This is a genomic window from Nevskia sp. (genome assembly GCF_051860985.1).
Classification (GTDB): domain Bacteria; phylum Pseudomonadota; class Gammaproteobacteria; order Nevskiales; family Nevskiaceae; genus Nevskia.
In genome coordinates, this window is sequence record NZ_JBIMKV010000004.1 from 82,201 (window position 1) to 104,561 (window position 22,361).

The following is a 22,361-nucleotide window of genomic DNA, read 5'->3' on the forward strand; positions in this document are numbered from 1 at the left end:
GCGAGCGGCCATCGCGGCGGCAGGTCGGGTACCCTGTCGGCCTGGCTCGCACCCTTGGCACTCCTGCCCCCGACGCCAGGCCTTAGGGCCGATCTCCTGATTTCGGCCCATCGCGCGCCGCCCGCCTTGCCGGCCGGCGCATTCCGCGGCCCGCAAGCGGGTCAACCCGGTCTCGATGCGCGCAGCGGCTGCGCGCCGACCCCGATGGTCATGGCGTGATCCCGTTGCCGGCCCGGCTGGCGGTAGGGATTGCGCCCGGCGGCTGGCGTCCAGAACGACGCCGTCCGGCCCGCCGCGCGTCGACCGGACGCACGAAGGAGCACTGCACCCCATGTTGTTGGCAACCGATCTCGATGGCACCTTCCTCGGCGGCAGCGCCGCCGACCGTCAGCAGCTGTACCGGCTGGTGGCCGGTCATCCCGACATCCGACTCGCCTATGTCACCGGCCGCGGCCTGGAAACCGTGCTGCCGCTGCTGGCCGATCCATCGCTGCCGCAGCCCGATTACATCGTCTGCGATGTCGGCGCGACCGTCGTCGACGGTCTGAGCCTGCAGCCGATCCAGCCGCTGCAGCACGAGATCGCGCTGCGCCGCCGAGGTGATCACGCCGGCGATGCACGACCGGGCGGCCGAGCTGCACTGCGAGCTGCTGTTCTCGGCCGAGCGCTACCTCGACGTGCTGCCGCGCGGCGTCAACAAGGGCTCGACGCTGAGCGCGCTGGTCGCCCAGCTCGGCATCGATCCGGAAACGGTACTGGTGGCCGGCGACACGCTGAACGACCTGTCGATGTACGAGCAGGGCTTCAAGGGCGTCTGCGTCGGCGAATCCGAGGCCGGCCTGCTGGCGGGCACGCAGCGAATGGCGCGGGTGCTGCACGCCACGCGGCCCGGCTGCGGCGGCATCCTGCAGGCGCTGAGCCATTTCGGCTTCCTCGGCGAACGCGGGCTCGACAGCCTGCGCACGGCCGTGCAGGAGCCGGGCGAATCGGAGCTGGTGGTAGTCTACCACCGGCTGCCGTACGAGGAGGCGATCGTCGATGGCCGCGTGCTGCGCCGCCGGCACGGCTCGCCGAACGGCATCATCCCGACCCTGCTGAGCCTGTTCAGCGGCGGCCAGCGCGGCGCCTGGGTGGCGTGGTCGACGATCGACCCCGACACCGGCGCGTTCGAGGCGCGCACGGCGGTCGATGTCGAGCGCTATCCGAACCTGGTCGCCGCCCGGGTGGCGCTGACCGCCGACGATGTCGAGGTGTTCTACAAGCGCTTCTCGAAGGAAGCCTTCTGGCCGACCCTGCACACGTTCTGGGAGCGGGCGACGTTCCGCGACGACCACTGGCAGATCTTCGTCGAGGTGAACCGCAAGTTCGCCATCGCCGCCGCCCGCGAGGCAGCGCATGGCGCCACCGTCTGGATTCACGACTACAACCTGTGGCTGGTGCCGGCCTTCCTGCGCGAGCTGCGCAGCGATGTCCGCATCGCCTTTTTTCACCACACCTATTTCCCGTCGGCGGACGTCTTCAACGTGCTGCCTTGGCGGCGCACGATCGTCGGCAGCCTGTTGCAGTGCGACTACATCGGCTTCCACATTCCACGGCAGGTCGAGAACTTCATCGACGTCGCCCGAGGCGTGATGCCGATCAAGCCGCTGGCCTGGGAAAGCTGCGCACCGCGTTATCTGACCTACGGCTGCGCCGTCGGCCTGGACCGCATGACCTCGATGATCGAGGTGCACGGCCGCCGCGTGCGGCTGGGCGCGCACCCGGTCGGCCTGGATGTCGAACGCATCGAAGCGCTGCTGGCCACCGAGCGCGTGCAGGCGCAGATCGAGACGCTGCGCGGGCAGCTCGGCGCGATGCGGCTGATCCTGTCGATCGAGCGGCTCGACTACACCAAGGGCACGCTGGAAAAGCTGCTGGCCTACGAGGCGCTGCTGGCCGCGCGCCCGGAGCTGCACGGGCAGATCACCCTGCATGCGGTCTGCGTGCCGGCCGCCAAGGAGATGATGGTCTACGCCGAACTGCAGACGCAGATCGAGCAGGTGGTCGGCCGCATCAACGGCCGCTATGGCCGGCTCGACTGGACGCCGCTGCGCTACTTCTTCCGCGCGGTGCCGTTCGAGGACCTGCTGGCCAGCTACGCGAACGCTGCGGTCATGTGGATCACGCCGCTGCGTGACGGCCTGAACCTGGTCTGCAAGGAGTTCATCGCCGTACAGGGCGCGCGCCAGGGCCACGGCGTGCTGGTGCTGTCGGAGTTCGCCGGCGCCGCTGCCGAGCTGAAGGAGGCGCTGCTGACCAATCCGCACGACCCGGCCGACCTGCTGGCGGTGATCGGCACGGCCATCGACATGCCGCCCGACGAAGCCACGCAGCGGCTGCGCGGGCTGCACGATGCCGTGCGCCACAACGACGTGCAGCGCTGGCGCAGCGAGTTCCTGGCCGCCGTCGGCTGAAGCACCAGCGGCGGCGCAGGGCGTCGGTGGCCCGCCCCGCGTCGCCGCCCCGCGTCGCCGCCCCGCGTTGTCGCTGCGCGAGAGCTCAGGCGCGCAGGCTGAGCCAGCGTTTCGACTTCACGTCGACGTAGCGGAGGGTGGTCTTCTTGAAGTTCAGGTCGACGAACAGCTCGGCCTGCATCTCGCCGTTGCGCCAGCACATCGCGACGCTGGAGTCGTTCGAGTACATCAGGTGGAACACGCCGTCGAAGGCCGGATGGCTGCAGCGGAATTCCATCAGCGCGATCAGTCTCCGCACAACCGGCTGCTGCACGGCAGTGTCGATCTCCGCCAGCGTGTAGTGATGGCGGTTGATGTCGCGCAGCTCGCCGCTGGCTTCCATCAGCTCCGGATCGTTCTGGCCGGCCAGCAGGCCGACGTAGTAGACCTGCGGGATGCCGGGCGCGAAGAACTGGATCGCGCGGGCGGCGATGTAGGCGTCGTCGTTGCGCTTGAGCGCGTCGTAGTAGGTGCAGGTGAGCTGGTAGATGGCGCCGACGGTATGCACGTTGGCCGCCGAACGACGCAGGATCGGATCGGCCGAGCGCGAGCCGACGTTGTCGATCACCGCCTGGATCTCCGCCTTCGGCAGCACGCCCTCGACATCGGGGATGCAGATGCCGTCGTGTGTGTCGAGCACGGTGATCTGGTTGCGCGGGCACATGCGCAGCCACTGCTTGAGGTAGGTGCTGTTGTTGTCGAGCAGCGTGTACAGCAGCAGCGGCGGCAGCGCGAAGCCGTACGGGTGCATGCCGTGCAGCGCGATCGCGTACTGGAAGCTGGCGTGGTCGTGCACTTCCGGTAGCGTTTCCACGCCGTGCTCCTGGGCGACGCCGTTGATCCACTTGAGGATGTCGTAGACATCCGGCTCGACCAGGAAGCAGGAGGTGCCGATCTTCTTGGTCGTGTAGCCGAAGGCGTCGAGGCGCAGCAGCCGCACGCCGCGCGCGGCGAGGAAGGCGATGGTGTCCTCCATCAGCGCATAGGTCTTCGGCGAGGAATAGTTCAGGTCGATCTGGTGCTCGGTGAACGTGCACCAGACCTGGCCGGTGCTGCCGTCGGCAAAGCGCACGTCGCGGAACGGCTCCTTCTCCTTGCGGATGTGGATGCGGGCGAGATCGTCCGGCGAGATCGGCCCCAGCTGGTCGACATGGACAAACAGCTCGGCGTGTTCGGATTGGTGACCCCGGGCAATGAAGTCCTGGAATTCGGCCGACTGATCGCTGATGTGGTTGAGCGTCAGGTCGAGGCAGACGTCGTAGCGCGCCGCCAGCGCCTCGATGTCGGCCCAGCTGCCGTGGCGCGGGTCGATTTCCTTGTGGGTCAGCGGCGAGAACCCGCCATCGGCGTTCGACGGATACGGCGGCAGGATGTGGATGCCGCCGATCGCCCGGGCGAAATGGCGGTCGATCACCGCGCGCAGATCGGCCAGATTGGCGCCCATGCGGTCGGGGTAGGCGATCAGCTGGATCTTGTTGGTCAGCGGCAAGGGCGTTCTCCTGAGGGCGTGGATCGGGTGTCTCAGCCGGCGTCTTCGCGCGCCTGCGCAGCCGCCACGGCGCTCGGCTGCGCAAGCCCGGCGAGGGCGGCCAGGTGTGGATCCGCCAGCGCGTCGCGGCTCAAGTGCAGCTGGCGCTGCGGAAACGGGATCTCGATGCCGTGCGCCGCGAACTGGCGATGCACGCGGCGCAGCAGTTCGCGGCCGACTTCCCATTGCATGATCGGGTGGGTCTTGATGCGGCCGCGGATCACCAGCGCCGAGTCCTCGATGCGCTCGACGCCGAAGATCTCCGCCGCCGCGAGAATCTTTGGGCCGTAGACCGGATCGGCCTGCAGCGCGTTGCCGATCTCGCGCAGCACGGCGATTGCCCGGTCCGGGTCGGCGCGCAGGCTGATGCGGATGTCGAACAGGGAGGCCGACCAGCCGCGCGTGGCGTTGCTGACCGTGTTGATGCTGCCGTTCGGGAAGATGTGCACGACGCCGCCGAGATCGCGCAGCACCACGGTGCGCAGCGTCATCATCTCGACCAGGCCGCCGGTGCCGTTGATGGTCACCACGTCGCCGACCCGCATCTGGTTCTCCATCACCATGAAGAAGCCGGTGATGACGTCCTTGACCAGCGACTGAGCACCGAAGCCGACCGCCAGGCCGATGATCCCGGCCGACGCGATCAGCGGCCCGACCTGCACGCCGAGCTGCATCAGCAGCACCAGCGCCAATGTCACGAACAGCACGATGCGGATCATCTGGGTCAGCAGGTGCACCAGCGTCTCGATCCGCTTGCGCGCCTCCACCGGGTTCTCGTCGGCGCTTTCGGCGCGCGCCAGCAGCCGGGTGCCGAGCCGGCCGAGAAACACCTTCAGCGCCCGGGTCAGCAGCCACCAGAGCAGCAGCACCACGGCGACCCGCAGGCTGGCCTGCAGCAGGTCGGTGACATTGACGAGTTCCAGCAGCGTTTCGCGGTCGATCATCGGCAGACGGCAGGGCGGACGGAATCAGCCGCGCCGGTCCCCGCAGGGCCGGCGCGTTGCCCGCGCAGCGCGCGGGTCTTCAGGTCCGACCCCGATGAATTCGCCGAAGTTCAATGCAATTGATGCATCAGCTGCGAATGCGTCGTCAAAGTGCCGTCAACGGTCGGCATTTGAGTAAACCGCTGCCGTTCAATCGCCCGGCTGCAGGCCGCTCAGCAGCCAGACGTGGAAATCCAGCGCATAGTCGCGGTGGATCGCGATGTGGATCGGCTCCAGCTCGGCGGTGACGTCGAAGCGGCCGGCCATGCTGGCCGGCAGCGCGGCTTCGCGCGACACGAACACGAAGCTGCGGCCATCGAGACCATCGAGCGTGGTCGACATCGCGTAGTAGTCGTCGGCCTTGTGCCCGGGGTTCCACTTCAGCATCGTCCGGCCGGCGGTGCCCGCGTAGTAGCGCGCCTCGGCGATCAGATCGCGGGCGTCGCCGAGCAGGATCGCCTCCGGATGTGCCGCCTGCCGTGCAGCAAGCTGCTCGCCGTACTGGCGCCAGCCGCGCACCCGCTTGTTCAGCACGTCGTTCTTGCGGTTCAGCTCGATGCCAGCGGCAGCGGCCAGCGCATCGAAGTGGTAGGCGACCGCGGTGACCGCCAGATTCAGCGCCAGGGCCGCCATCAGCAGCGATCGCCGGCCCGTTTCCAGCAGCCGGGCGACGACGAACAGGGTGCCGCCGACATAGGCCATCGCTGCCCAGTTGGCGTTGGCGCGGCCGATCAGCGACTGCGCGGTGATCGCGCCCAGGAAGGGCAGCGCAAAGCAGGCCAGCAGCCGGTAGCGCTCGTCGCGCAGCCATTGCTTCGCGGCCGCCAGCTGCACCAGCCAGGCGATGAACAGCACCGGGCCGAGGATGCCGAGCTGGCCGGCGATGAAGTCGCCGAAGGATTTCCAGTTCAGGCCGTGTTGCCCGCCGTTCAAACCGCCTTCCAGACCGGAAATCTGCGCGGTATGGCCCAGGGTCGGCCAGCCATTGGCGGCGTTCCAGATCAGGTTCGGCGCGAAGATCAGCGCGGCGAGCGCGGCGGTGACATACAGCTTCGGGCTGCGGAAGTGCGCGCGCAGGCCCGGCGTGATCGCCAGATGCAGCAGCACCGACACCGCGAAGATCGCCATCGTGTACTTGGTCAGCAGCCCCAGGCCGCTGGCGATACCGGCCGCCAGCCACCAGCGCCAGGTGTCGTGGTCGAGCGCCTTCAGGTAGGCGTACAGCGCTGCCGACCAGCACAGGAACAGCGGCACGTCGGTGGAGATGATCACGCTCGACAGCGCCACGCCCGGCAGGGTGATGAACACCACGGCGGTCCAGAACGCGGTGCGGGCGTCGAACAGGCGGCGGCTGATCGCCCAGATCAGCAGCGTGGTCAGCGGGTACAGCAGCAGCGCGCCGGATTTCACGCACAGCGGGCTGTCGCCGCAGACCGAGGTGGTGGCCGCGATCACCGCCGCGATCATCGGCGGCTTCGAGAAATAGCCCCAGTCGAGCGCCTGTGACCAGGTCCAGTACTGGGCCTCGTCGACGTACAGGTCGAGCCCGCTGGCAGCGATCGCCAGCGCCCGCCAGGCGGTCAGCAGCACGATGATGACCAGCAGCAGCGGCAGGCCGCGGCGATCGTCCGGGCGGGTCGGCAGGGGCAGCGGGGAAGAGCGCAAGGTGCGGGTTTCGAGCGGTGGGGTCGACGGATTCTAGCGATGCCCTGTGTTCTAATCTTTCGATGACCTGGACCCCTCTTTTTCGACAGCCGGCCGCGCCTCGCCTGTCTTCGCCGGATGCACGCCGTGCTCGGTGAACGCTACGAACTGCTGCTCGGCCTGCGCTACACCCGCGCCAAGCGCCGCAACCACTTCATTTCCTTCATTTCGCTGGCCTCGATGCTGGGCATCGGCCTCGGCGTCGCGACCCTGATCGTGGTGCTGTCGGTGATGAACGGCTTCGAGAGCGAGTTGCGCCAGCGCATTCTCGGCATGGCCTCGCACGCAACCATTTCCGGCAATACCGAAGGGCTGCCGGAATGGCGTGAAGTGGCCCGCATGGCCGGCCAGAATCCGGATGTGGCCGGCACCGCGCCGTACATCGAAGGCGAGGCGCTGGTGAAGGTCGGCGGCGAGATTTCCGGCACGGTGATTCGCGGCGTGCTGCCGGCGGAAGAAGCCAAGGTGTCGGACATCGGCGCCCACATGACCAGCGGCACGCTGGCCGATCTGGCCGGCGGCGCGTTCAACATCGTGCTCGGCTACGAGCTGGCCCAGCAGCTCGGCGTGACGCGCGGCGACAAGGTCGACCTGATGATTCCGCAGCTCAGCGTCACGCCGGCCGGCGTGCTGCCGCGCTTCCGGCGCTTCAACGTGGTCGGCGTGTTCCGCATCGGCATGTACGAGTTCGATCGCGGCCTGGTGCTGGTGCATCTCGACGATGCCGCCGCGCTGTACCGGATGGGCGACAACGTCACCGGCGTGCGGCTCAAGCTGAATGACCTGTTCCAGGCGCCGCGCGTGGCGCGCGAGATCGCGCTGGCGACCCCCGGCGCCTACTTCGTGTCCGACTGGACCCGCAGCCACGCGAACTTCTTCCGCGCCGTGGCCACCGAAAAAACCGTGATGTTCCTGATCCTGTCGCTGCTGGTCGGCATCGCCGCGTTCAACATCGTCTCCACGCTGGTGATGGTGGTGCAGGACAAGCAGGCCGACATCGCGATCCTGCGCACGCTGGGTGCCACGCCGCGCTCGATCATGGCGGTGTTCATGGTGCAGGGTTCGGTGATCGGCGTGATCGGCACGGTGCTGGGGGTGAGCCTCGGCGTGCTGCTGGCGGTCAACGTGCAGACCCTGGTGCCGCTACTGGAAGCAGCGACCGGCCGGCAGTTCCTGTCGCCGGACATCTACTACATCAGCGACCTGCCATCGGACCTGAAGATCGCCGACGTGATCCAGATCAGCCTGCTGTCGCTGGCGCTCGGTCTGGTGTCGACGCTGTACCCGGCCTGGCGCGCCTCGCGGGTGCAGCCGGCGGAGGCGCTGAGGTATGAGTGAATCCGCGAGCCACCGAGCAGGGGCCCCGCGGTTTCATCGCGGGGATGTGAGCAAGGCGAGACGGAGCGCCAAGGCGCGCGAACTCGCCGTACAGGAAAATCCAGCGTGACCGCGAACGCTTCTGACATCGTCATCGCCTGCCACGGCCTCGCCAAGACCTTCGACGACGGCCGCCTGAACCTGACCGTGTTCTCCGGCATCGACCTCGAACTCAAGCGCGGTGACCGCATGGCCATCGTCGGCTCCTCCGGCGCCGGCAAGAGCACCTTGCTGCACATCCTCGGCGGGCTCGATTCCCCGAGTGCGGGCACGGTGTCGGTGGCCGGGCGGGAGATGAGCGCACTCAGCGACGCCGAACGCTCGCGGGTGCGCAATGCCAGCCTCGGCTTCGTCTACCAGTTCCACCATCTGCTGCCGGAATTCACCGCGCAGGAGAACGTCGCGATGCCGCTGCTGATCCGGCGCACGCCGCGCCGCGAGGCGATGGCCACGGCGGCGCAGCTGCTGGATCGCGTCGGGCTGGGTGCGCGGCTCGACCACAAGCCGGGCGAGCTGTCCGGCGGCGAGCGCCAGCGGGCGGCCGTGGCGCGGGCGCTGGTCACCAAGCCGGCCTGCGTGCTGGCCGATGAGCCGACCGGCAATCTCGACACCCGCACCGCTGAAACGGTGTTCGAGCTGATGCTGGAACTGAACCGGGAGATGGGCACCAGCCTGATCGTGGTCACCCACGACATGAAGCTGGCCGCGCGCATGGATCGCATCGGAGCCTTGCAGTCGGGCGGCCTCGTGCCGATGACGCCCGAACTGCTGTTGCAGGGTGTCCGGCCCGGCTGAAGCCGTCGTTGCGGGCGCCTCCCGCGCAGCGGGATGGCTGTGGTCGCGCCAGCGCGGCGGCGCCGGCTTTGGCGCCGGGCCGGTGGTGCTGGTGCTCGCCTTCACGATTGGTGCGCTGGCGCTGCTGCAGCTGGCGGCGCTGCCGCCGTTGGGGTGTTACGCCGCGCTGCTGATCGGCGCCCTGCTGGTCCGGCGCTGGCGAGACCTGCTGCTGGCCTTCACGGCAGGCGCGGCGATCACGGCGCTGGCGGCCGGCGAGGTCATCGACAGCCGCTGGCCGGCCACGCGTTTCGGCGAGGTGAGGGTCGTCGAAGGCGTGATCGCCTCGCTGCCGCAGGCGCAACGCGGCGAGGGCGGCTTCGACGGCGAATCGCGCAGCGAGCCCGCCACCATCACCTGGCGTTTCCGCTTCGATCCAGCCGATCGCGCGCTGCCGCCAAGAGTCCGCGTGGCCTGGTACCGCAGCCAGGAAAACCTGCGCGCCGGCGACTGCTGGCGGCTGCAGCTGGTGTTGCGCACGCCGCATGGCAGCGTCAATCCCGGTGGCTTCGACTACGAAGCCTGGCTGTTCCGGCAGGGCATCGGCGCGACCGCGACGGTGCGCAGCGGCGAACGCTGCGCAGCCGGTGGCAGCCACCGCCTGCTGCGCCTGCGGCAGGCGTTCGCCGATCGGCTGCAGGCCTGGCTGCCTGGCCATCCGGCGCTGCCGATGGTGGCGGCGCTGACGCTCGGCGATACCTCCGGGCTCGACGAGGACGACTGGCAGGCGTTCCGGCTGACTGGCACCACGCACCTGGTGGCGATCTCCGGCTTCAATGTCGCGATTGTCGCCGGCGTGGTCTTCTGGCTGGTCCGCGCGCTGTGGCGGCTGTTCCCGGGCTTCTGCCTGCGGCTGCCGGCGCCCAGCGCGGCGCTGGCCGCCTCGGTGCTGGCGGCCTTCCTCTACGCGCTGCTGGCTGGCTTCGAGCCGCCGGTGCAGCGCGCCGCGCTGATGCCCGGCCTGCTGGCGCTGGCCGGCGCCTGGGGTGGGCTCGGTCAGCCGGGGCGGGCGCTGGCGCTGGCCTGGGGGCTGATCGTCGCGCTCGATCCGCTGACCCTGCTGGCGCCGGGGCTGTGGCTGAGCTTCGCGGCGGTCGCCGCGATCTTCTACGTCTCGGCCGGGCGGCGGTCGCCGCCGCCGGCCTGGCGCGCGGCGATCACCGTGCAGCTGATGCTCAGCGTGATGCTCGCGCCGCTGACCCTGTACTGGTTCCAGGGCACCAGCCTGACCGGGCCGCTGGTCAATCTCGTCGCGGTGCCGCTAGCGGCGCTGCTGACCCCGCTGCTGATCGGCGCGCTGCTGCTGGCGGCGCTGCTGCCGGCCATTGGCCTGCCGCTGCTGCAGCGGGTGGCCGATCTGCTGGCACTGGCGCAGGACGGCCTGCTGGCGCTGGCCGCTGCCACGCCGCAGGCCTGGGCGGCGGCCAGCCCGGAGCCGGCGGCGCTGCTGCTGGCCCTGCTCGGCGCACTGGCGCTGTTCGCGCCGGCTGGCGTGCCGCTGCGCCTGTTCGGCCTGCTGGCGCTGTCGGCACTGGCCTTGCCGCCGCCCCGGCCGGTCGACGAAAGCGGCTTCCGCGTCACCGTGCTCGATGTTGGCCAGGGGCTGGCCGTGGTCGTCCATACCGCCGGCCACACGCTGCTCTACGACGCCGGTCCGGCCTATCCCGGCGGCTTCGACGCCGGCCGTTCGGTGGTGGTGCCCTACCTGCTGCGCAGCGGCGTGCGACGGCTCGACCGGCTGATCGTTTCGCACGGCGATCTCGATCATCGCGGTGGCGTGCCGGCGGTGGCGGCGGCGCTGCCGATCGCGTTGCGCAGCGGCGCCGGCAGCGATCGGCCCTGCGTGAGCGGCGAGCGCTGGCGCTGGGACGGCGTCGATTTCGAGTTGCTGGCCGGGCCGGAAGCCGGCGGATCGGACAACAACGGCTCCTGCGTGCTGCGCATCCGCTTCGGCGATCACGCCGTCCTGCTGGCCGGCGACATCGAGGCGAGGCGCGAGACCGAACTGCGGGCGCAAGCCGCATCGTCATTGCCGGCCACGGTGCTGGTGACCCCTCACCACGGCTCGCGCACCTCGTCGACCGACGCCTTCATCGCCGCCGTCGCGCCGGCGCTGGGCGTGCACAGCGCCGGCTGGCACCACCGTTTCGGGCATCCGTCGCGTGAGGTCGTCGCCCGCTATGCGGCGCGGGGCATCCGGCAGCTGTCGACCGGCGACAGTGGCGCGGTGGCGATCACTGTCATGCCGGACGGCTGGCGCGTTGCCGAGGCGCGGCAAGCGCGCCCGAGGCTGTGGTCAACGCCGCCGGACGAGGCCTGGCGGCGGCTTCCTTGAGCGCCGGCTCGGAGAACCCCCGAGCGCCGACTCAGAGAATCGTCGGATTCGGCGCGTCGCCGTAGACGACCTTCGGGTCGAACATCTTCTCGCTCTCCTCGAACTTCAGGACGCGGGTGAAGTCGCCTTCGCCGGTCGGGATCGAGCGGTAGAAGCAGGAGCGGTAGCCGACGTGGCAGCTGGCGTCGCCGGGGATTTCCACGCGCAGCCAGACGGCATCCTGATCGTCGTCGATGCGCATCTCGACCACTTTCTGCACCAGCCCGGAGGTCGCGCCCTTGTGCCACAGCACCTTGCGGCTGCGGCTGTAGTAGTGGGCCTCGCCGGTGGTGATGGTCTTCTTCAGCGCTTCGGCGTTCATATAGCCGAGCATCAGCACTTCGCCGGTCGCGGCTGCCGTGGTGACGCAGGCAATCAGGCCGTGCTCGTCGAACTTCGGCGCCAGGTCATGGCCTTCCTCGACCTGCTCGATGGTCTGGCGGGATTCGAAGCGGACGTCCTGGGAAGCAGCGGTCATGGCGGTTCAACGAAAAGCAAACGGGCAGCGATTATAGCGGGGCGCCCCGCCGCCCTTCAGCGGCACTGCCGTCGGTGTCTGCCCAGGGGGTCAGTCACGCTGCCGACCCAGGCCGCTGCGGCCAGGAATGCCGTACGGCGTCGGCGGGCTGCGATCGCTGCCCCGGCTGCTGTCCGGTGGATTGGCGCGCGGGCCCGGCGGTGCCGGTGCCGGCTGGGGTTGCGGCTGCGGGTAGACCGACGGGCGTCCCGGCGTCGGCGGTCGCGGGGCCGGCCGGTCTTGCGGGCGATCCACCGGCCGATCGTAGGGTCGGTCCGGCGGACGGTTGCCGGGCGGGTTGCGCGGGCCGTCGTCGCGGTCGTCGTGCGGGCGGCGATCCGGCTCGCGCGGCGGCTTGCGGCCGGGGTTGGGGTCGTAGATCACCGGCGGCTGGCGGCCGCCGCGATCGTGGTTGCGGTCGTCGTCCCGATCCCGATCCCGGTCTCGGTCCCAATCGCGGCCGCGATCGCCGTAGTACGGCCGGCCGGCATAGAAGCCGCCGCTGCTGCCGTAGTACGGCTGGCCGTTGTAGTAGCCGCCCGGGTAGTAGTAGCTGCCGTACCAGCCCGGTTCGTAGAAGCCGGGGCCGTAGTAGCCCGGGCCGTAGTAGGCCTGCGGGTAGTTGTAGGCGTTGTAGCGCTGCGAGTGGCTGTAGTAGTTCGACGATTCCTCGTACGGCGGCGCGTACACGCAGGCCGATGCCAGTGCGGCGACGGCAGTCAGGGTCAGCACGCGAAACACGGTCGAGGATCTGTTCATGGGCGGCGACTCTACGCCGGCGATCTGAACTTCGGCTGAACTGCCGGCAGCCGGACTCAGGCGGCGTGGCGGCGGGCGATCGCACCCTTCATCACGCCTTCGTAGGCGCGCACCGTCACCGTCCGGCCCGGCCGCAGCGCGGCCACCGCATCGGCCAGATGATCGGCAATGCATTCGACCGTGGTGTCGGAGGCCAGCACCTCGCAGCGCGCCGCCGGCAGTTCCAGCATGAACGCGCCCTCGGCGGAGCGGTATTCGTAGCGATGGCGGCCGCCGGCGTCGGATTTCAGGTCTTCCCGGGTGCCGAGGTAGATGTCGGCCCAGCGCGCCGCCTGCACAGCTTCCAGCGCGGCATCGCGCTCGCCGTCGATGCGGATCTCCAGCCGCGAGCGATGGCCGTGGGCGATGCGCTGGCAGTGCCCGGCGTGCTTCTTCAGGCCGTGCGTGTAGTGGTACAGCGGGCCGTCGATGCCCTCGTCGCGCAGGCTCAAGTGCAGTTCGGCGACGCTGTCCGGCACCACCGCCTTCAGCATCGGCGCCAGGTGGGCGGCCAGCGCATCGGCATCGATCCGCGCCGCGTCGACCAGGGTCACCGCGCAGGCCGGGGAGGCGTGGTCGATGCGGCCGGCCGCGCCGTCGTGGCGCAGCGTCACGCGACCGTCGCCATGCGTCACCTGCAGGCCGGGATCGCGCAGCGGCACCAGCAGGGTGTGGTCGGCGCTGTCGTCGAGCGCCCGCTTCAGCCGCTTCTTGACCTCGCCGAAGTCGAGCACCATCGACTGCGCATCCAGCTCGCCGACCAGCTCGATGTCGACGATCCAGCTTTCGCCGACCAGGCCACGCACGGCATCGAGGCGCGCGCAGTCGATCACCGTCAGGTGTTCGACGAACAGGCTGGACAGGCGGGACGGCGAACGGGAAGTCGGCGTGGACAAGGGCGCGGCACGGGGAATCAGGCGGCGCACAGTGTAGCGCCGCGCGCCGCGCCGGCCGGAGAATCCGGCCGTCCACCACGCCTCCGGAGCCGCGCCATGTCGATCCGTCCTGTTGCGGCCGCCGCCGCTGTCATCGCCGTCGCTGCGCTGCTGCCGGCCACCCCGGCGCGGGCCGAGCTGCTGAAGTCGGCGGAAACCGGCTTCACGGCCCGCAACGCGGTCAGCATCGCGGCCAGGCCGGACGCGGTCTGGGCGGCGCTGGTCGAGCCGGCGCGCTGGTGGAATCCGGCGCACAGCTGGTCTGGCAAGGCCGCCAGCTTCAGCCTCGATGCCCGCGCCGGCGGCTGCTTCTGCGAAGCGCTGCCGAATGGCGGCAGCGTCGAGCATCAGCGGGTGCTGTTCGTCAGCCCCGGCAAACTGCTGCGGCTGGCCGGGGGGGCTCGGACCGCTGCAGCCGGAACCGGTCAGCGCGGTGATGAGCTGGGAGCTGAAGGCCGAAGGCGAGGACACCCGGCTGCCCCAGATCTATGCGGTCAGCGGTGCCGTCAGCGGCGGCGGCGAAGGCGGGCTCGGCGCCTGGGCGGCGCCGGTCGATGGCGTGATCCGCGAGCAGCTGGAACGCCTGCAGCGGCTTGTCGAACGCGGCTCGCCGGAGCCGGCCAAGGCCGGAAAGTAGCGCCGGGACGATCGTTTAGAATCGCGCCCTTCCCAAGCCTCACGCCCGCGCGACCATGTCCGTCACCACCCGCTTCGCACCGTCCCCGACCGGCTTCCTGCACATCGGCGGCGCGCGCACCGCGCTGTTCTCCTACCTGTACGCGAAGCGTTTCAACGGCCAGTTTCTGCTGCGCATCGAGGACACCGACCGCGAGCGCTCGACCCAGGAAGCGGTCGACGCGATCTTCGAAGGCATGGCCTGGCTGGGCCTGCACGGCGATAACAAGGCGCCGATCTACCAGACCCAGCGTTTCGATCGCTACAAGGAAGTGATCGCCGACATGCTCAAGGCGGGCACGGCTTATCACTGCTATGCGAGTAAGGAAGAGCTGGACGCGCTGCGGGCCGAGCAGATGGCCAACAAGCAGAAGCCGCGCTACGACGGCCGCTGGCGGCCGGAAGCCGGCAAGCTGCTGCCGACGCCGCCGGCCGGCGTCAATCCGGTGGTGCGCTTCCGCAATCCGACCGAAGGCGAGGTAGTGCTGAACGACCTGATCAAGGGCACGATCACCTTCGCCAGCGACGAGCTGGACGATCTGATCATCGCCCGCGCCGACGGCACGCCGACCTACAACTTCTGCGTCGTCGTCGACGACATGGACATGGGTGTCACCCACGTCATCCGTGGCGACGACCACGTCAACAACACGCCGCGCCAGATCAACATCCTGCGCGCGCTCGGCGCCACGCCGCCGGCCTACGCGCATGTGTCGATGATCCTGGGCAGCGACGGCGCCAAGCTGTCGAAGCGCCACGGCGCGCTCGGCGTCATGGAATACCGCAGCATGGGTTTTCTGCCCGAAGCGCTGCTGAACTACCTGGTGCGCCTCGGCTGGAGCCACGGCGACCAGGAACTGTTCACCCGCGAGGAAATGATTGCCAAGTTCGATTTCGACCATGTCTCGGCCAGCCCGGCGCGCTTCGACATGGAAAAGGCCTGGTGGGTCAACCACCAGTACCTGAAGTCGGTCGACCCGGCGGTCGTGGTGCCGGAATTCCAGTGGCATCTGGAGAAGATCGGCGTCGACATCCACCAGGGTCCGAGCCTGAGCGCCGTCATCGAGCAGCAGCGCGAGCGCTGCCGCAGCCTGGTCGAGATGGCCGAGAAATCGAAGTTCTTCTTTGCCGAGCTGGACGGCTACAACGAGAAGGACGCCGCCAAGCACTTCAATCCGGCGTCGCTTGCGCTGCTCGCCGAACTGCGCGGCCAGCTCGAAGCGCTGCCGGAATGGACCACCGAAGCGCTGCACGCGGCGGTCAACGGCTTCGCCGAGGCGAAGGGCCTCGGGCTCGGCAAGATCGCCCAGCCGATCCGCGTCGCGGTCTGCGGCATGGCGGTGTCGCCGCCGATCGACGCCACGCTGTTCCTGCTCGGCCGCACGCGCACGCTGGCCCGGCTGGCGGCGGCTGCCGGCAGCGCCTGAAGCCGCGCAATGCCCGGCCAGCAGGCCGGGCGATGGCAGGGTCGCGGCGTGACCGGATTCACGGCCGCCAGTTGACCTTTTCCTGACAAGGCCGACACTCCCCGCAGAGCAGCGACCCGGGCCAGGAAGCCCGGGCGACAGGCCCGGGGAAATCCGATGAGCAAGGTTCAGGGAACGGCCAGCGCCGCGCTGGCCGGCGTGGGTGGTCAGGCGATCAACCTGCTGCGGTCGCTGACGCAGTACGCCGTGCTGCTGGCGGTGCCGGTGGCGGCCTATTACTTCGCGGTCGTCCAGCGGCAGGCCGAGGCGCGTTCCGAGCAGGCCTTCCATGCGCTGAAGCGCGTGCAGGGCGAGTTCGACACTCGGCTCGCGGTCATCGATTACCTGCTCGACGCGCCGCCCCAGACCGGCGGCCCGCCAGCGGCGCTGCGCTATGGCGAGGTGGGCCTGACCCGCGAGCCCCTCGATCCGGTCCGGCGGGCCGCCGATTGCTCGCCGATCACTGCGGCCCAAGCGGCCGCCGCCGTCATCGCAACCGACGGCCGTGCGCTGGTCTGCCGCGATCTGCACGAGGACGTCGGCGGCGCCGTGCTGCGGGTATCGCGCGGCGATGCCGTGCTGGCGATGCCGGCCGAGCGCCTGCTCGATGCACCGGCCGCGCTACGCCATTTCGAGCGCGTGCTGCTGGCCGACGAGCAGGGCCAGGTCATCACCTCGGTCACCGCGCCGGTCGAGCATGATCCCGAAAAGGTCAGCCACCGGCCGGTGCCGGACACCGTGCCACCGGTCAATGTCCGGCCGTTCCTGGTGCAGGCCGCTCGCGACCGCCTGCGGCAACTCGCCGGGCGCGGCAATGCGGCGGCGGCCGATGCCACCGAAAAGGCGTTCGGCAGCGAGCTGAAGCTGGGCGAAGCGGCGGAAATCAGCGCCGAGATCGGCGGCCGCCGCTATCGCATCTACCTGCTGCCGTTCGCGCCGGAAAAGCCGGTACAGCGGCGCGGCAAGCCGCTGGCGCCGCTGTACCTGCTGGGCATCGAGCGGCAGTCGGCGATCGACGATGCGACCGCCGCGCTCGGCGTCGAAGGCCTCTGGTACCTGCTGGTGGCGCTGCTGCTGACCATCGCCGCCTGGCCGCTGCTGCGCGTGCTGCTGCTCGGGCCGCAGGAAGCGGCCACCCGTCCGACGCTCGCTGCCACGCTGATCTCGGTGGTGTTCATTCCGGCGCTGCTCACGGTGGTGATCCTGGTGCTGATGGCGCGCGGCGACGAGCACCGGCAGGCCGCCCGCCGCGCCGCGCAGTACGCGCAGGCGGTGGCGGCCGAGCTGTCCGGCGAAGTGCGGCGGATGCTGCAGGCGATCGATGACACCGGACCGCGCTTCGCCGGCCAGCCGGCCACGTCCGAGGCCGGGCTGCGACTGCTGCAATGCGACGGCTTCCAGCTCGGCGGCCGGAAGGCCGGGCCGGACTGCCGCTTCGATGGCCGCAATCCGAATTTCTGCCATGTCGCGCCGCGGGCGCTGGCCGCCGATGGCCTGCGGCCGCGACCGCCGTTCGAAACCCTGTTCGCCACCAACGCGCTGGGCGAAGTGCAGGGCGAGCCTTACCTGACCACCGGCGGCTGCCAGCCGCGCACGGCGCATATCGACCTGTCCGAGCGCGAGTACTTCCGCAGCCTGGCGCGCGGCGGCGGCTGGCCGCTGCCGGCGCAGGGCTCCTGGCGCCAGGACGGCGTGGTCGCCGCTGGCGGCCGCTACGCCGCGCAGCGCATCTACGCCAAGACCGACGGCACCCGCACCCTGGTGGTCGCCGTGCCACGCCGCACGGCGGACGGCCGCTTCGCCGGCGTGTTCGGCGTTGCCGCCGATGTCCGCTCGCTGAGTGCGGCGCTGCGGCCGCCGTATCTCGGCTTCGCGGTGGTCGATCCGCTATCCGGCACGGTGCTGTTCCACAGCGACGACGACACCAGCCTGCACGAGAACTTCCTCGACGAGGTCGACCACGATCCGGCGCTGGCGCAGGCGATCAGCGACGGCCGCCCGGCCCGGCTCGATGGTCACTACCGGGGCCGGCGGCATCACTTCGTCGTCGAGCCGGTTCCCGGCCTGCCGTGGATGGCGGTCAGCTTCTTCGACGCCGGCGTGGTCAGCGCGCCGGCGGTCGGCAGCGGCCTGATCGCGCTGGCCGAGATGATCGGCCTGATCGCCCTGCTGGCCCTGCTGGCGCTGGGCTTCGCGCTGCTGGTGGTGCCGGCCTGCGCGCTGGCCGGCTGGCAGCTGGAGCTGTGGCAATGGCTGTGGCCGCAATGGCGCCTGCGGCGGCGCTACTTCTGGCTCGGCATGGCGCTGCTGCTGCCGGCCTCCGGCAGCCAGATCGCGCTGTGGCTGGCCACCGATGATCTGACGATGAGCGTGGTGATCGCCATCGGCACCGCCTGCCTGACGCTGTGGGCGATGCTTTGGCTGTCCAGCCAGCGGCCGTGGCAGGCGGGCCGGACGCCGGCCGGCGTGCGTCGCCACTGGCAGGGCCAGGATGGTGACGACCTGCGGCCGACGCCGGTCGACACGCTGCGCGAGATGCGCCACCGCTACATCGTCGCGGTGATGGCCGGCGTCATCGCACTGGCTGTGCTGCCGGCGGCCGGCTATTTCCTGAACGCGCTGCCGAGGGTCGAGGAAGCGCAGCTGCGCCAGGCGATGGTCGCCACCGGCCGCAGTCTCGATCACCGGATCGCCGCGCTGACCGGCGACATCCGGCGCACCGCGCTCGACGGCATGGCGATGGTCGGCCGTCCGGCGCCAGCGCTACAGCAGGCCGGGCAGGTGGCTGCGCTCGGCGTCGACTGGACCCTGGACCCGCACGACGACTGCGCGGCGGCACCGGCGGCGTTCCGCGCGCCATCGTGGCTGCTCCGGCAGGTCTGGCCGGTGCTCGGCGCACTGCTGCCGGCGCTGGCCGGGGACGGCCCGCCGCAGGCCGACGACGGCCGCTTCCAGCGCCGCGCGGCCTTGCCGGCGAACCCGGCCTGCGGCGCGCGGCTGGACTACCGGCATCCGCTGCGCTTCGACGGCCCGGCGACGCTGCGGCTGTCCGCGCCGTACCCGGCGCCGCTGCGACTGCGGCGTCTCTACGACGCCGGCAACGGCGCCATCGGCACCGTGGCGATGACGCTGGTGATCGCCGCCGCGCTGCTGCTGGTCTACCTGCTGGTGCGGCTGGTCGCCCGGCGGGTGCTGGGGCTGGACCTGCCGTACCTGCCGCCGCTGCCGACGCTCGGGGCCGATTTCGCTGCCGGCGTCCGCCATCGGCTACCGGGCCGGATTCCGGCGCGCGACGCCTGGTGGTACGTGCTGGCGCCCGATGGCCCGGCCGGCGCACCGCAGCCGCCGGCGGCGGCAGCGCAGGTGATCGGCCCGGAACAGCTGGCCCATGCGCCGCTGGTCGCGTTCGTGGCCGCGCCGCTGGTCATCGTCGGCGTCGCCGATGCGGCGCTGTTCCCGGCCTCGCGGCAGACGCTGCTGGCGCTGATCGAGCGCGAGATCGCCCGTCCGCCGGCGGACGGCGCGGCGCCCGGCGCGCAGCTGCTGCTGACGGCGGCCACGCCGCCGTGGCCGCGCCTGTGCCAGCCCGGCCTGTTCCCGGACGACGACGACGGCCCCGATGCCGACGAGGCGCGGCGCTGGCGCGCGGTGCGCCGCCATTTCGCCTGCCATCACGCCGGCGACGGCAGCGCCGATGCGGTGCTGCCGCTGGTTGCCCGGGTCGACGACCGCCATCTGCGCCGCGCCATCGCCGACGAGCTGGTGGCGCTGGTCGAGCTGACCGGCGAAATCAGCAGCGCGCTTCACGCCGCACTCGACGCCGCGCTGGCCCGCGAACCCGGCGCACCGCCGCCGCTGCGCGACCTGCGCGACCTTGAACAGCTGGTGATGCCGTATGTCGAGGCGAACTTCCGCTGCGAATGGGCGCACTGCTCGATCGCCGAGCGCATCGCGCTGCACCAGCTGGCGCGCGGCCTGCTGCCGAATCCGCTGAACCGCGCCGTGCTCGACGACCTGCTGGCCCGCCGGCTGGCGGTGCTGGCGCCGGAGCCGCGCATCGTCTGCGCGACCTTCCGCAGCTTCGTGCTGCGCGCCGAGCCGGCCAGCCGCTACGCACAGTGGACGCTCGGCTTCGAGGCCGGCACCTGGCGGCGCGTGCGGATGCCGTTCTACCTGCTGCTGGTGCTGCTGATCGCCTGGTTCTCGTACAGCTTCAGCGATGCCTTCACGACGCTGAACACCGTGCTGGCCGGCGCGCTCGGCATGGTGGCCATGTTCGGGCGGGTATCGAGCTTCGTGCGCAGCGGCAAGCAGGGCGAGGAGTAGGCGCCGGCTGCCGCGCGCTGGCCCGGCAGCGATCCGAGCGGATCGCCCGCCGGGGCCTCAGCGGAACTCGCGCAGCTGGAAGATGTTGCCTTCCGGGTCCCAGCCCCGGCACATCACGAAGCCGGTGCCCGGCCAGGCATGTTCCTCGACGCAGCCGCCGAGCCCGGCCGCCAGCGCGCGTGCGGCATCCAGACTCGTCACCGTGAAAAAGAACTTCAGCGCCGTGTCCTCGCGCGGCTCCGGCGGGCTGCGAATCTCGATGGTCGCCGCGATCGCCGGCGGAATCGGATGCACGACCAGCTGCAGATCGGAGTCCGGCAGGCCGAGCACGATCACCTGCGGCGACGCATGCACGCGCCGGAGCCCGAGCAGTGCCTCGTAGAACGCGGCGAGCCGCTCGGCATCGACGGCATAGATGAACAGGCCGTGGCGGGAAGGGCCGCGTCGGGGGCCGGCTTCGTTAGGTATCGGCATCATGTCAATCTGCAAAGAGTATTCAGCAGCTGCAATCGCCGGCTCAAATGTGGTGACTGAATCTCGATGTGCTCGGTCTTGAGCTGTCGCAGGTACAACGAACCGGAGAACACCCAGAGCCGTTGGCCGTCCTTTTTTTCGTAGCAAGACATTGCATCGTTTGCGCTGCGTGCGATCGGGTGCCAGAAGCTCAGCAAGGGCTCGCTGCGTATGGCGCTGAAGTCCGGCAAAGGGGCGCGGCACTTCATCCACACCTTGTCCACTGAGTCGGGAAGTAGCGTGCCGTCGGCGAAGTATTCATGCCAGCGAAGTTGAGCTTCTGCATCTAGTACCGCATAAGCTGCCTCTAGCGGCATGTCTCTTCCGCCTTTTGAATGTGCGGACCAGTTCTTGATCTCGACCTGGAACAGGCGCGTCTTGTTGCGGCATGCGATCCAAGCGTCGAGCTTTCTGGTACCCCCAAGCTCCCTTGGTACGTCATCAAGCACCTCAACGCCGTCTCTGAGACATGTCTCACTCAGGTATTGGCACAGCAGCCCAATCATCAGCGCCTCGCCGATCATGCCGGTGATGCCTGACACATGACCTTTCGGATTCAGCGACTCGAAATGCTTCGTGTTGCGATCGTCGTAGAAGTGAAGCAATGCCTCACGGTTGAATCGGATCGTGCTCATGGCCGGTACCTGAATGCTCAACCCGAACGCAACGCCACCGCGATCGGCATCCGCGCCGCGCGCAGTGCCGGGAAGAAGCCGCCGAGCAGGCCGACCAGCAGGCTCAGGACCATGCCGGTCAGCAGCAGGCTCGGGGTCACGCGGAAGCTGAAGGCGACCTGGGTGAAGCCGGCGCCGAGCGTGGACACCGTGTAGCCGTTGAAGAACGCGTAGGCGCCGATTCCGCCGATCGCGCCGCCGAGCAGGGCCAGGGTCATCGCTTCGGCGATCGTCGCGACCACCACCACGCGGCTGCTGAAGCCAAGCGCGCGCAAGGTGGCGATTTCCACGGTGCGGGCGGCGACGGCCGAATACATGGTGTTGAGCGCGGCGAACACCGCGCCGAGGCCCATGATGATGCCGACCACGGTGACCAGCACGCCGATCACCCGCGTGAAGCTGCGCGACTGGCTGGCGAAGTAGTCGATCTCGTTCAGCACATCGACCTGCAGGCGCGGATCGGCGGTCAGGCTGTCCTTGAACGGTGTGAAGGCCGACGGCGCCGACAGCTGCACCAGCATCGACGAATAGCCGTTGCGGCGGAACGCCGACTGCGCGGTCTCGATGTCGATCCAGATTTCCGATTCGTGGGCATCGCCGTTGGCGCTGAAGGTGCCGACCACGGTCCATTGCGAGCCGCGGATCTGCACCGTCGAGCCGACCTCGAGCCCGGTGAACTGCTCCAGTGCCTTCACGCCGACGATGATTTCCTGCAGGCCAGGCCGGAACGGCCGGCCGTCGACGATCCGCACTTCCGGGCGCATCGCGAAGCCGGCCGGGCCGACGCCGCGCATCGACACGTTGCTGTCGGTCTTGGAGCGGCGCAGCGGCCGCTCGGCGATCAGGATCAGCTCGCCGGAGGCCAGCGGCCGGCCGTCATCGCCCTTGGCCACCGCTTCGGCCTGCTCGATCACCACCGCCTGATCGCGGGTGATGAAGCTCGACAGCTCGGAGTTGGAGCCGCCCTTCAGCACGATGGCGCGGTTCGGGCTGCCGGTGGCGCGCAGGGTGGCGACCATGCCGGCCGACATCGACTGCAGCGCGGTGACCACGCCGACCACGCCGGCCAGGCCGACGACGATCACCAGGGTCGCGCCCCAGCGGCCGGGAATGCTCTTCAGGTTGATCAGGATCAGCTGCCCGGTCTGGCGAAGGAATTTCATCG

General features: G+C 69.9%; 15 protein-coding genes and 1 pseudogene. 7 read left to right on the forward strand and 9 right to left on the reverse strand.

Annotated elements, in window-relative coordinates; all coding sequences use genetic code 11:
• The first annotated feature begins 331 nt into the window (after nucleotides 1-331).
• Nucleotides 332-2,453 (forward strand): annotated as a pseudogene (gene ggpS, locus ACTIGJ_RS05360) (glucosylglycerol-phosphate synthase).
• 85 nt (nucleotides 2,454-2,538) lie between these two features.
• Here the strand turns inward: ggpS and gtfA are convergent.
• The 3 genes from gtfA to ACTIGJ_RS05375 all read right to left on the reverse strand — a co-directional run bounded on the left by gtfA (nucleotide 2,539) and on the right by ACTIGJ_RS05375 (nucleotide 6,668).
• Complete coding sequence (gene gtfA, locus ACTIGJ_RS05365) at nucleotides 2,539-3,981, reverse strand: sucrose phosphorylase (RefSeq protein ID WP_439639254.1); 1,443 nt, start codon at nucleotides 3,979-3,981, stop codon at nucleotides 2,539-2,541.
• Between the two features lie 32 nt (nucleotides 3,982-4,013).
• Nucleotides 4,014-4,964, reverse strand: a complete 951-nt coding sequence (locus tag ACTIGJ_RS05370) for a mechanosensitive ion channel family protein (protein WP_439639255.1) — start codon at nucleotides 4,962-4,964, stop codon at nucleotides 4,014-4,016.
• Between the two features lie 189 nt (nucleotides 4,965-5,153).
• Nucleotides 5,154-6,668: a glycosyltransferase family 39 protein gene (locus ACTIGJ_RS05375; protein WP_439639256.1), complete on the reverse strand. Its 1,515-nt coding sequence runs from the start codon at nucleotides 6,666-6,668 to the stop codon at nucleotides 5,154-5,156.
• A 117-nt stretch (nucleotides 6,669-6,785) separates the two neighbouring features.
• Between ACTIGJ_RS05375 and ACTIGJ_RS05380 the strand changes: the two genes are divergently transcribed.
• The 3 genes from ACTIGJ_RS05380 (at nucleotide 6,786) to ACTIGJ_RS05390 (ending at nucleotide 11,253) form a co-directional block, all read left to right on the forward strand.
• Nucleotides 6,786-8,045: a lipoprotein-releasing ABC transporter permease subunit gene (locus tag ACTIGJ_RS05380; protein ID WP_439639257.1), complete on the forward strand. Its 1,260-nt coding sequence runs from the start codon at nucleotides 6,786-6,788 to the stop codon at nucleotides 8,043-8,045.
• A gap of 105 nt (nucleotides 8,046-8,150) precedes the next feature.
• Nucleotides 8,151-8,879, forward strand: a complete 729-nt coding sequence (gene lolD / locus ACTIGJ_RS05385) for a lipoprotein-releasing ABC transporter ATP-binding protein LolD (RefSeq protein WP_439639258.1) — start codon at nucleotides 8,151-8,153, stop codon at nucleotides 8,877-8,879.
• Nucleotides 8,863-11,253, forward strand: a complete 2,391-nt coding sequence (locus ACTIGJ_RS05390) for a DNA internalization-related competence protein ComEC/Rec2 (protein ID WP_439639259.1) — start codon at nucleotides 8,863-8,865, stop codon at nucleotides 11,251-11,253. Before lolD ends, ACTIGJ_RS05390 begins: the two co-directional genes overlap by 17 nt.
• A gap of 31 nt (nucleotides 11,254-11,284) precedes the next feature.
• Here the strand turns inward: ACTIGJ_RS05390 and hisI are convergent, their stop codons facing one another.
• From hisI to ACTIGJ_RS05405, 3 genes are all read right to left on the reverse strand, one after another.
• Nucleotides 11,285-11,770 carry a phosphoribosyl-AMP cyclohydrolase gene (hisI, locus tag ACTIGJ_RS05395; RefSeq protein ID WP_439639260.1) on the reverse strand — a complete coding sequence of 162 codons (486 nt, stop codon included), beginning with the start codon at nucleotides 11,768-11,770 and terminating at the stop codon, nucleotides 11,285-11,287.
• Nucleotides 11,771-11,860: 90 nt separating this feature from the next.
• Nucleotides 11,861-12,568, reverse strand: a complete 708-nt coding sequence (locus ACTIGJ_RS05400; RefSeq protein ID WP_439639261.1) for a hypothetical protein — start codon at nucleotides 12,566-12,568, stop codon at nucleotides 11,861-11,863.
• Nucleotides 12,569-12,624: 56 nt separating this feature from the next.
• Entirely contained in the window at nucleotides 12,625-13,503 is an 879-nt protein-coding gene (locus ACTIGJ_RS05405) for a 6-carboxytetrahydropterin synthase (protein ID WP_439639262.1), read from the reverse strand.
• A gap of 475 nt (nucleotides 13,504-13,978) precedes the next feature.
• On the opposite strand from ACTIGJ_RS05405, the gene ACTIGJ_RS05410 reads away from it, so the two are divergent.
• The 3 genes from ACTIGJ_RS05410 (at nucleotide 13,979) to ACTIGJ_RS05420 (ending at nucleotide 20,009) form a co-directional block, all read left to right on the forward strand.
• Entirely contained in the window at nucleotides 13,979-14,179 is a 201-nt protein-coding gene (locus tag ACTIGJ_RS05410; protein WP_439639263.1) for a hypothetical protein, read from the forward strand.
• A gap of 55 nt (nucleotides 14,180-14,234) precedes the next feature.
• Nucleotides 14,235-15,644, forward strand: coding sequence for a glutamate--tRNA ligase (gene gltX, locus ACTIGJ_RS05415; RefSeq protein WP_439639264.1), 1,410 nt, complete (start codon nucleotides 14,235-14,237; stop codon nucleotides 15,642-15,644).
• 156 nt (nucleotides 15,645-15,800) lie between these two features.
• Nucleotides 15,801-20,009 (forward strand): hypothetical protein, encoded by a 4,209-nt coding sequence (locus ACTIGJ_RS05420; protein ID WP_439639265.1) that lies wholly within the window; start codon nucleotides 15,801-15,803, stop codon nucleotides 20,007-20,009.
• A 57-nt stretch (nucleotides 20,010-20,066) separates the two neighbouring features.
• Here the strand turns inward: ACTIGJ_RS05420 and ACTIGJ_RS05425 are convergent, their stop codons facing one another.
• Genes ACTIGJ_RS05425 through ACTIGJ_RS05435 form a run of 3 tightly spaced genes read right to left on the reverse strand, consistent with a single transcriptional unit; the run spans nucleotide 20,067 to nucleotide 22,359 of the window.
• Complete coding sequence (locus ACTIGJ_RS05425) at nucleotides 20,067-20,486, reverse strand: VOC family protein (RefSeq protein ID WP_439639266.1); 420 nt, start codon at nucleotides 20,484-20,486, stop codon at nucleotides 20,067-20,069.
• Nucleotides 20,483-21,157 carry a hypothetical protein gene (locus ACTIGJ_RS05430; protein ID WP_439639267.1) on the reverse strand — a complete coding sequence of 225 codons (675 nt, stop codon included), beginning with the start codon at nucleotides 21,155-21,157 and terminating at the stop codon, nucleotides 20,483-20,485. The genes ACTIGJ_RS05425 and ACTIGJ_RS05430 overlap by 4 nt, the downstream gene beginning before the upstream one ends.
• Nucleotides 21,158-21,174: 17 nt before the next feature.
• Nucleotides 21,175-22,359: an ABC transporter permease gene (locus tag ACTIGJ_RS05435; protein WP_439639268.1), complete on the reverse strand. Its 1,185-nt coding sequence runs from the start codon at nucleotides 22,357-22,359 to the stop codon at nucleotides 21,175-21,177.
• Nucleotides 22,360-22,361: the final 2 nt, after the last annotated feature.

Excerpts from the sequence above, each read along its gene's own strand:
- ACTIGJ_RS05410 (WP_439639263.1), top strand. The coding sequence starts at position 13,979 with ATGAGCTGGGAGCTGAAGGCCGAAGGCGAGGACACCCGGCTGCCCCAG.
- ACTIGJ_RS05370 (WP_439639255.1), bottom strand. The coding sequence starts at position 4,964 with ATGATCGACCGCGAAACGCTGCTGGAACTCGTCAATGTCACCGACCTG.
- ACTIGJ_RS05380 (WP_439639257.1), top strand. The coding sequence starts at position 6,786 with ATGCACGCCGTGCTCGGTGAACGCTACGAACTGCTGCTCGGCCTGCGC.
- ACTIGJ_RS05435 (WP_439639268.1), bottom strand. The coding sequence starts at position 22,359 with ATGAAATTCCTTCGCCAGACCGGGCAGCTGATCCTGATCAACCTGAAG.
- ACTIGJ_RS05400 (WP_439639261.1), bottom strand. The coding sequence starts at position 12,568 with ATGAACAGATCCTCGACCGTGTTTCGCGTGCTGACCCTGACTGCCGTC.
- ACTIGJ_RS05420 (WP_439639265.1), top strand. The coding sequence starts at position 15,801 with ATGAGCAAGGTTCAGGGAACGGCCAGCGCCGCGCTGGCCGGCGTGGGT.
- gltX (WP_439639264.1), top strand. The coding sequence starts at position 14,235 with ATGTCCGTCACCACCCGCTTCGCACCGTCCCCGACCGGCTTCCTGCAC.
- hisI (WP_439639260.1), bottom strand. The coding sequence starts at position 11,770 with ATGACCGCTGCTTCCCAGGACGTCCGCTTCGAATCCCGCCAGACCATC.
- ACTIGJ_RS05430 (WP_439639267.1), bottom strand. The coding sequence starts at position 21,157 with ATGAGCACGATCCGATTCAACCGTGAGGCATTGCTTCACTTCTACGAC.
- ACTIGJ_RS05425 (WP_439639266.1), bottom strand. The coding sequence starts at position 20,486 with ATGATGCCGATACCTAACGAAGCCGGCCCCCGACGCGGCCCTTCCCGC.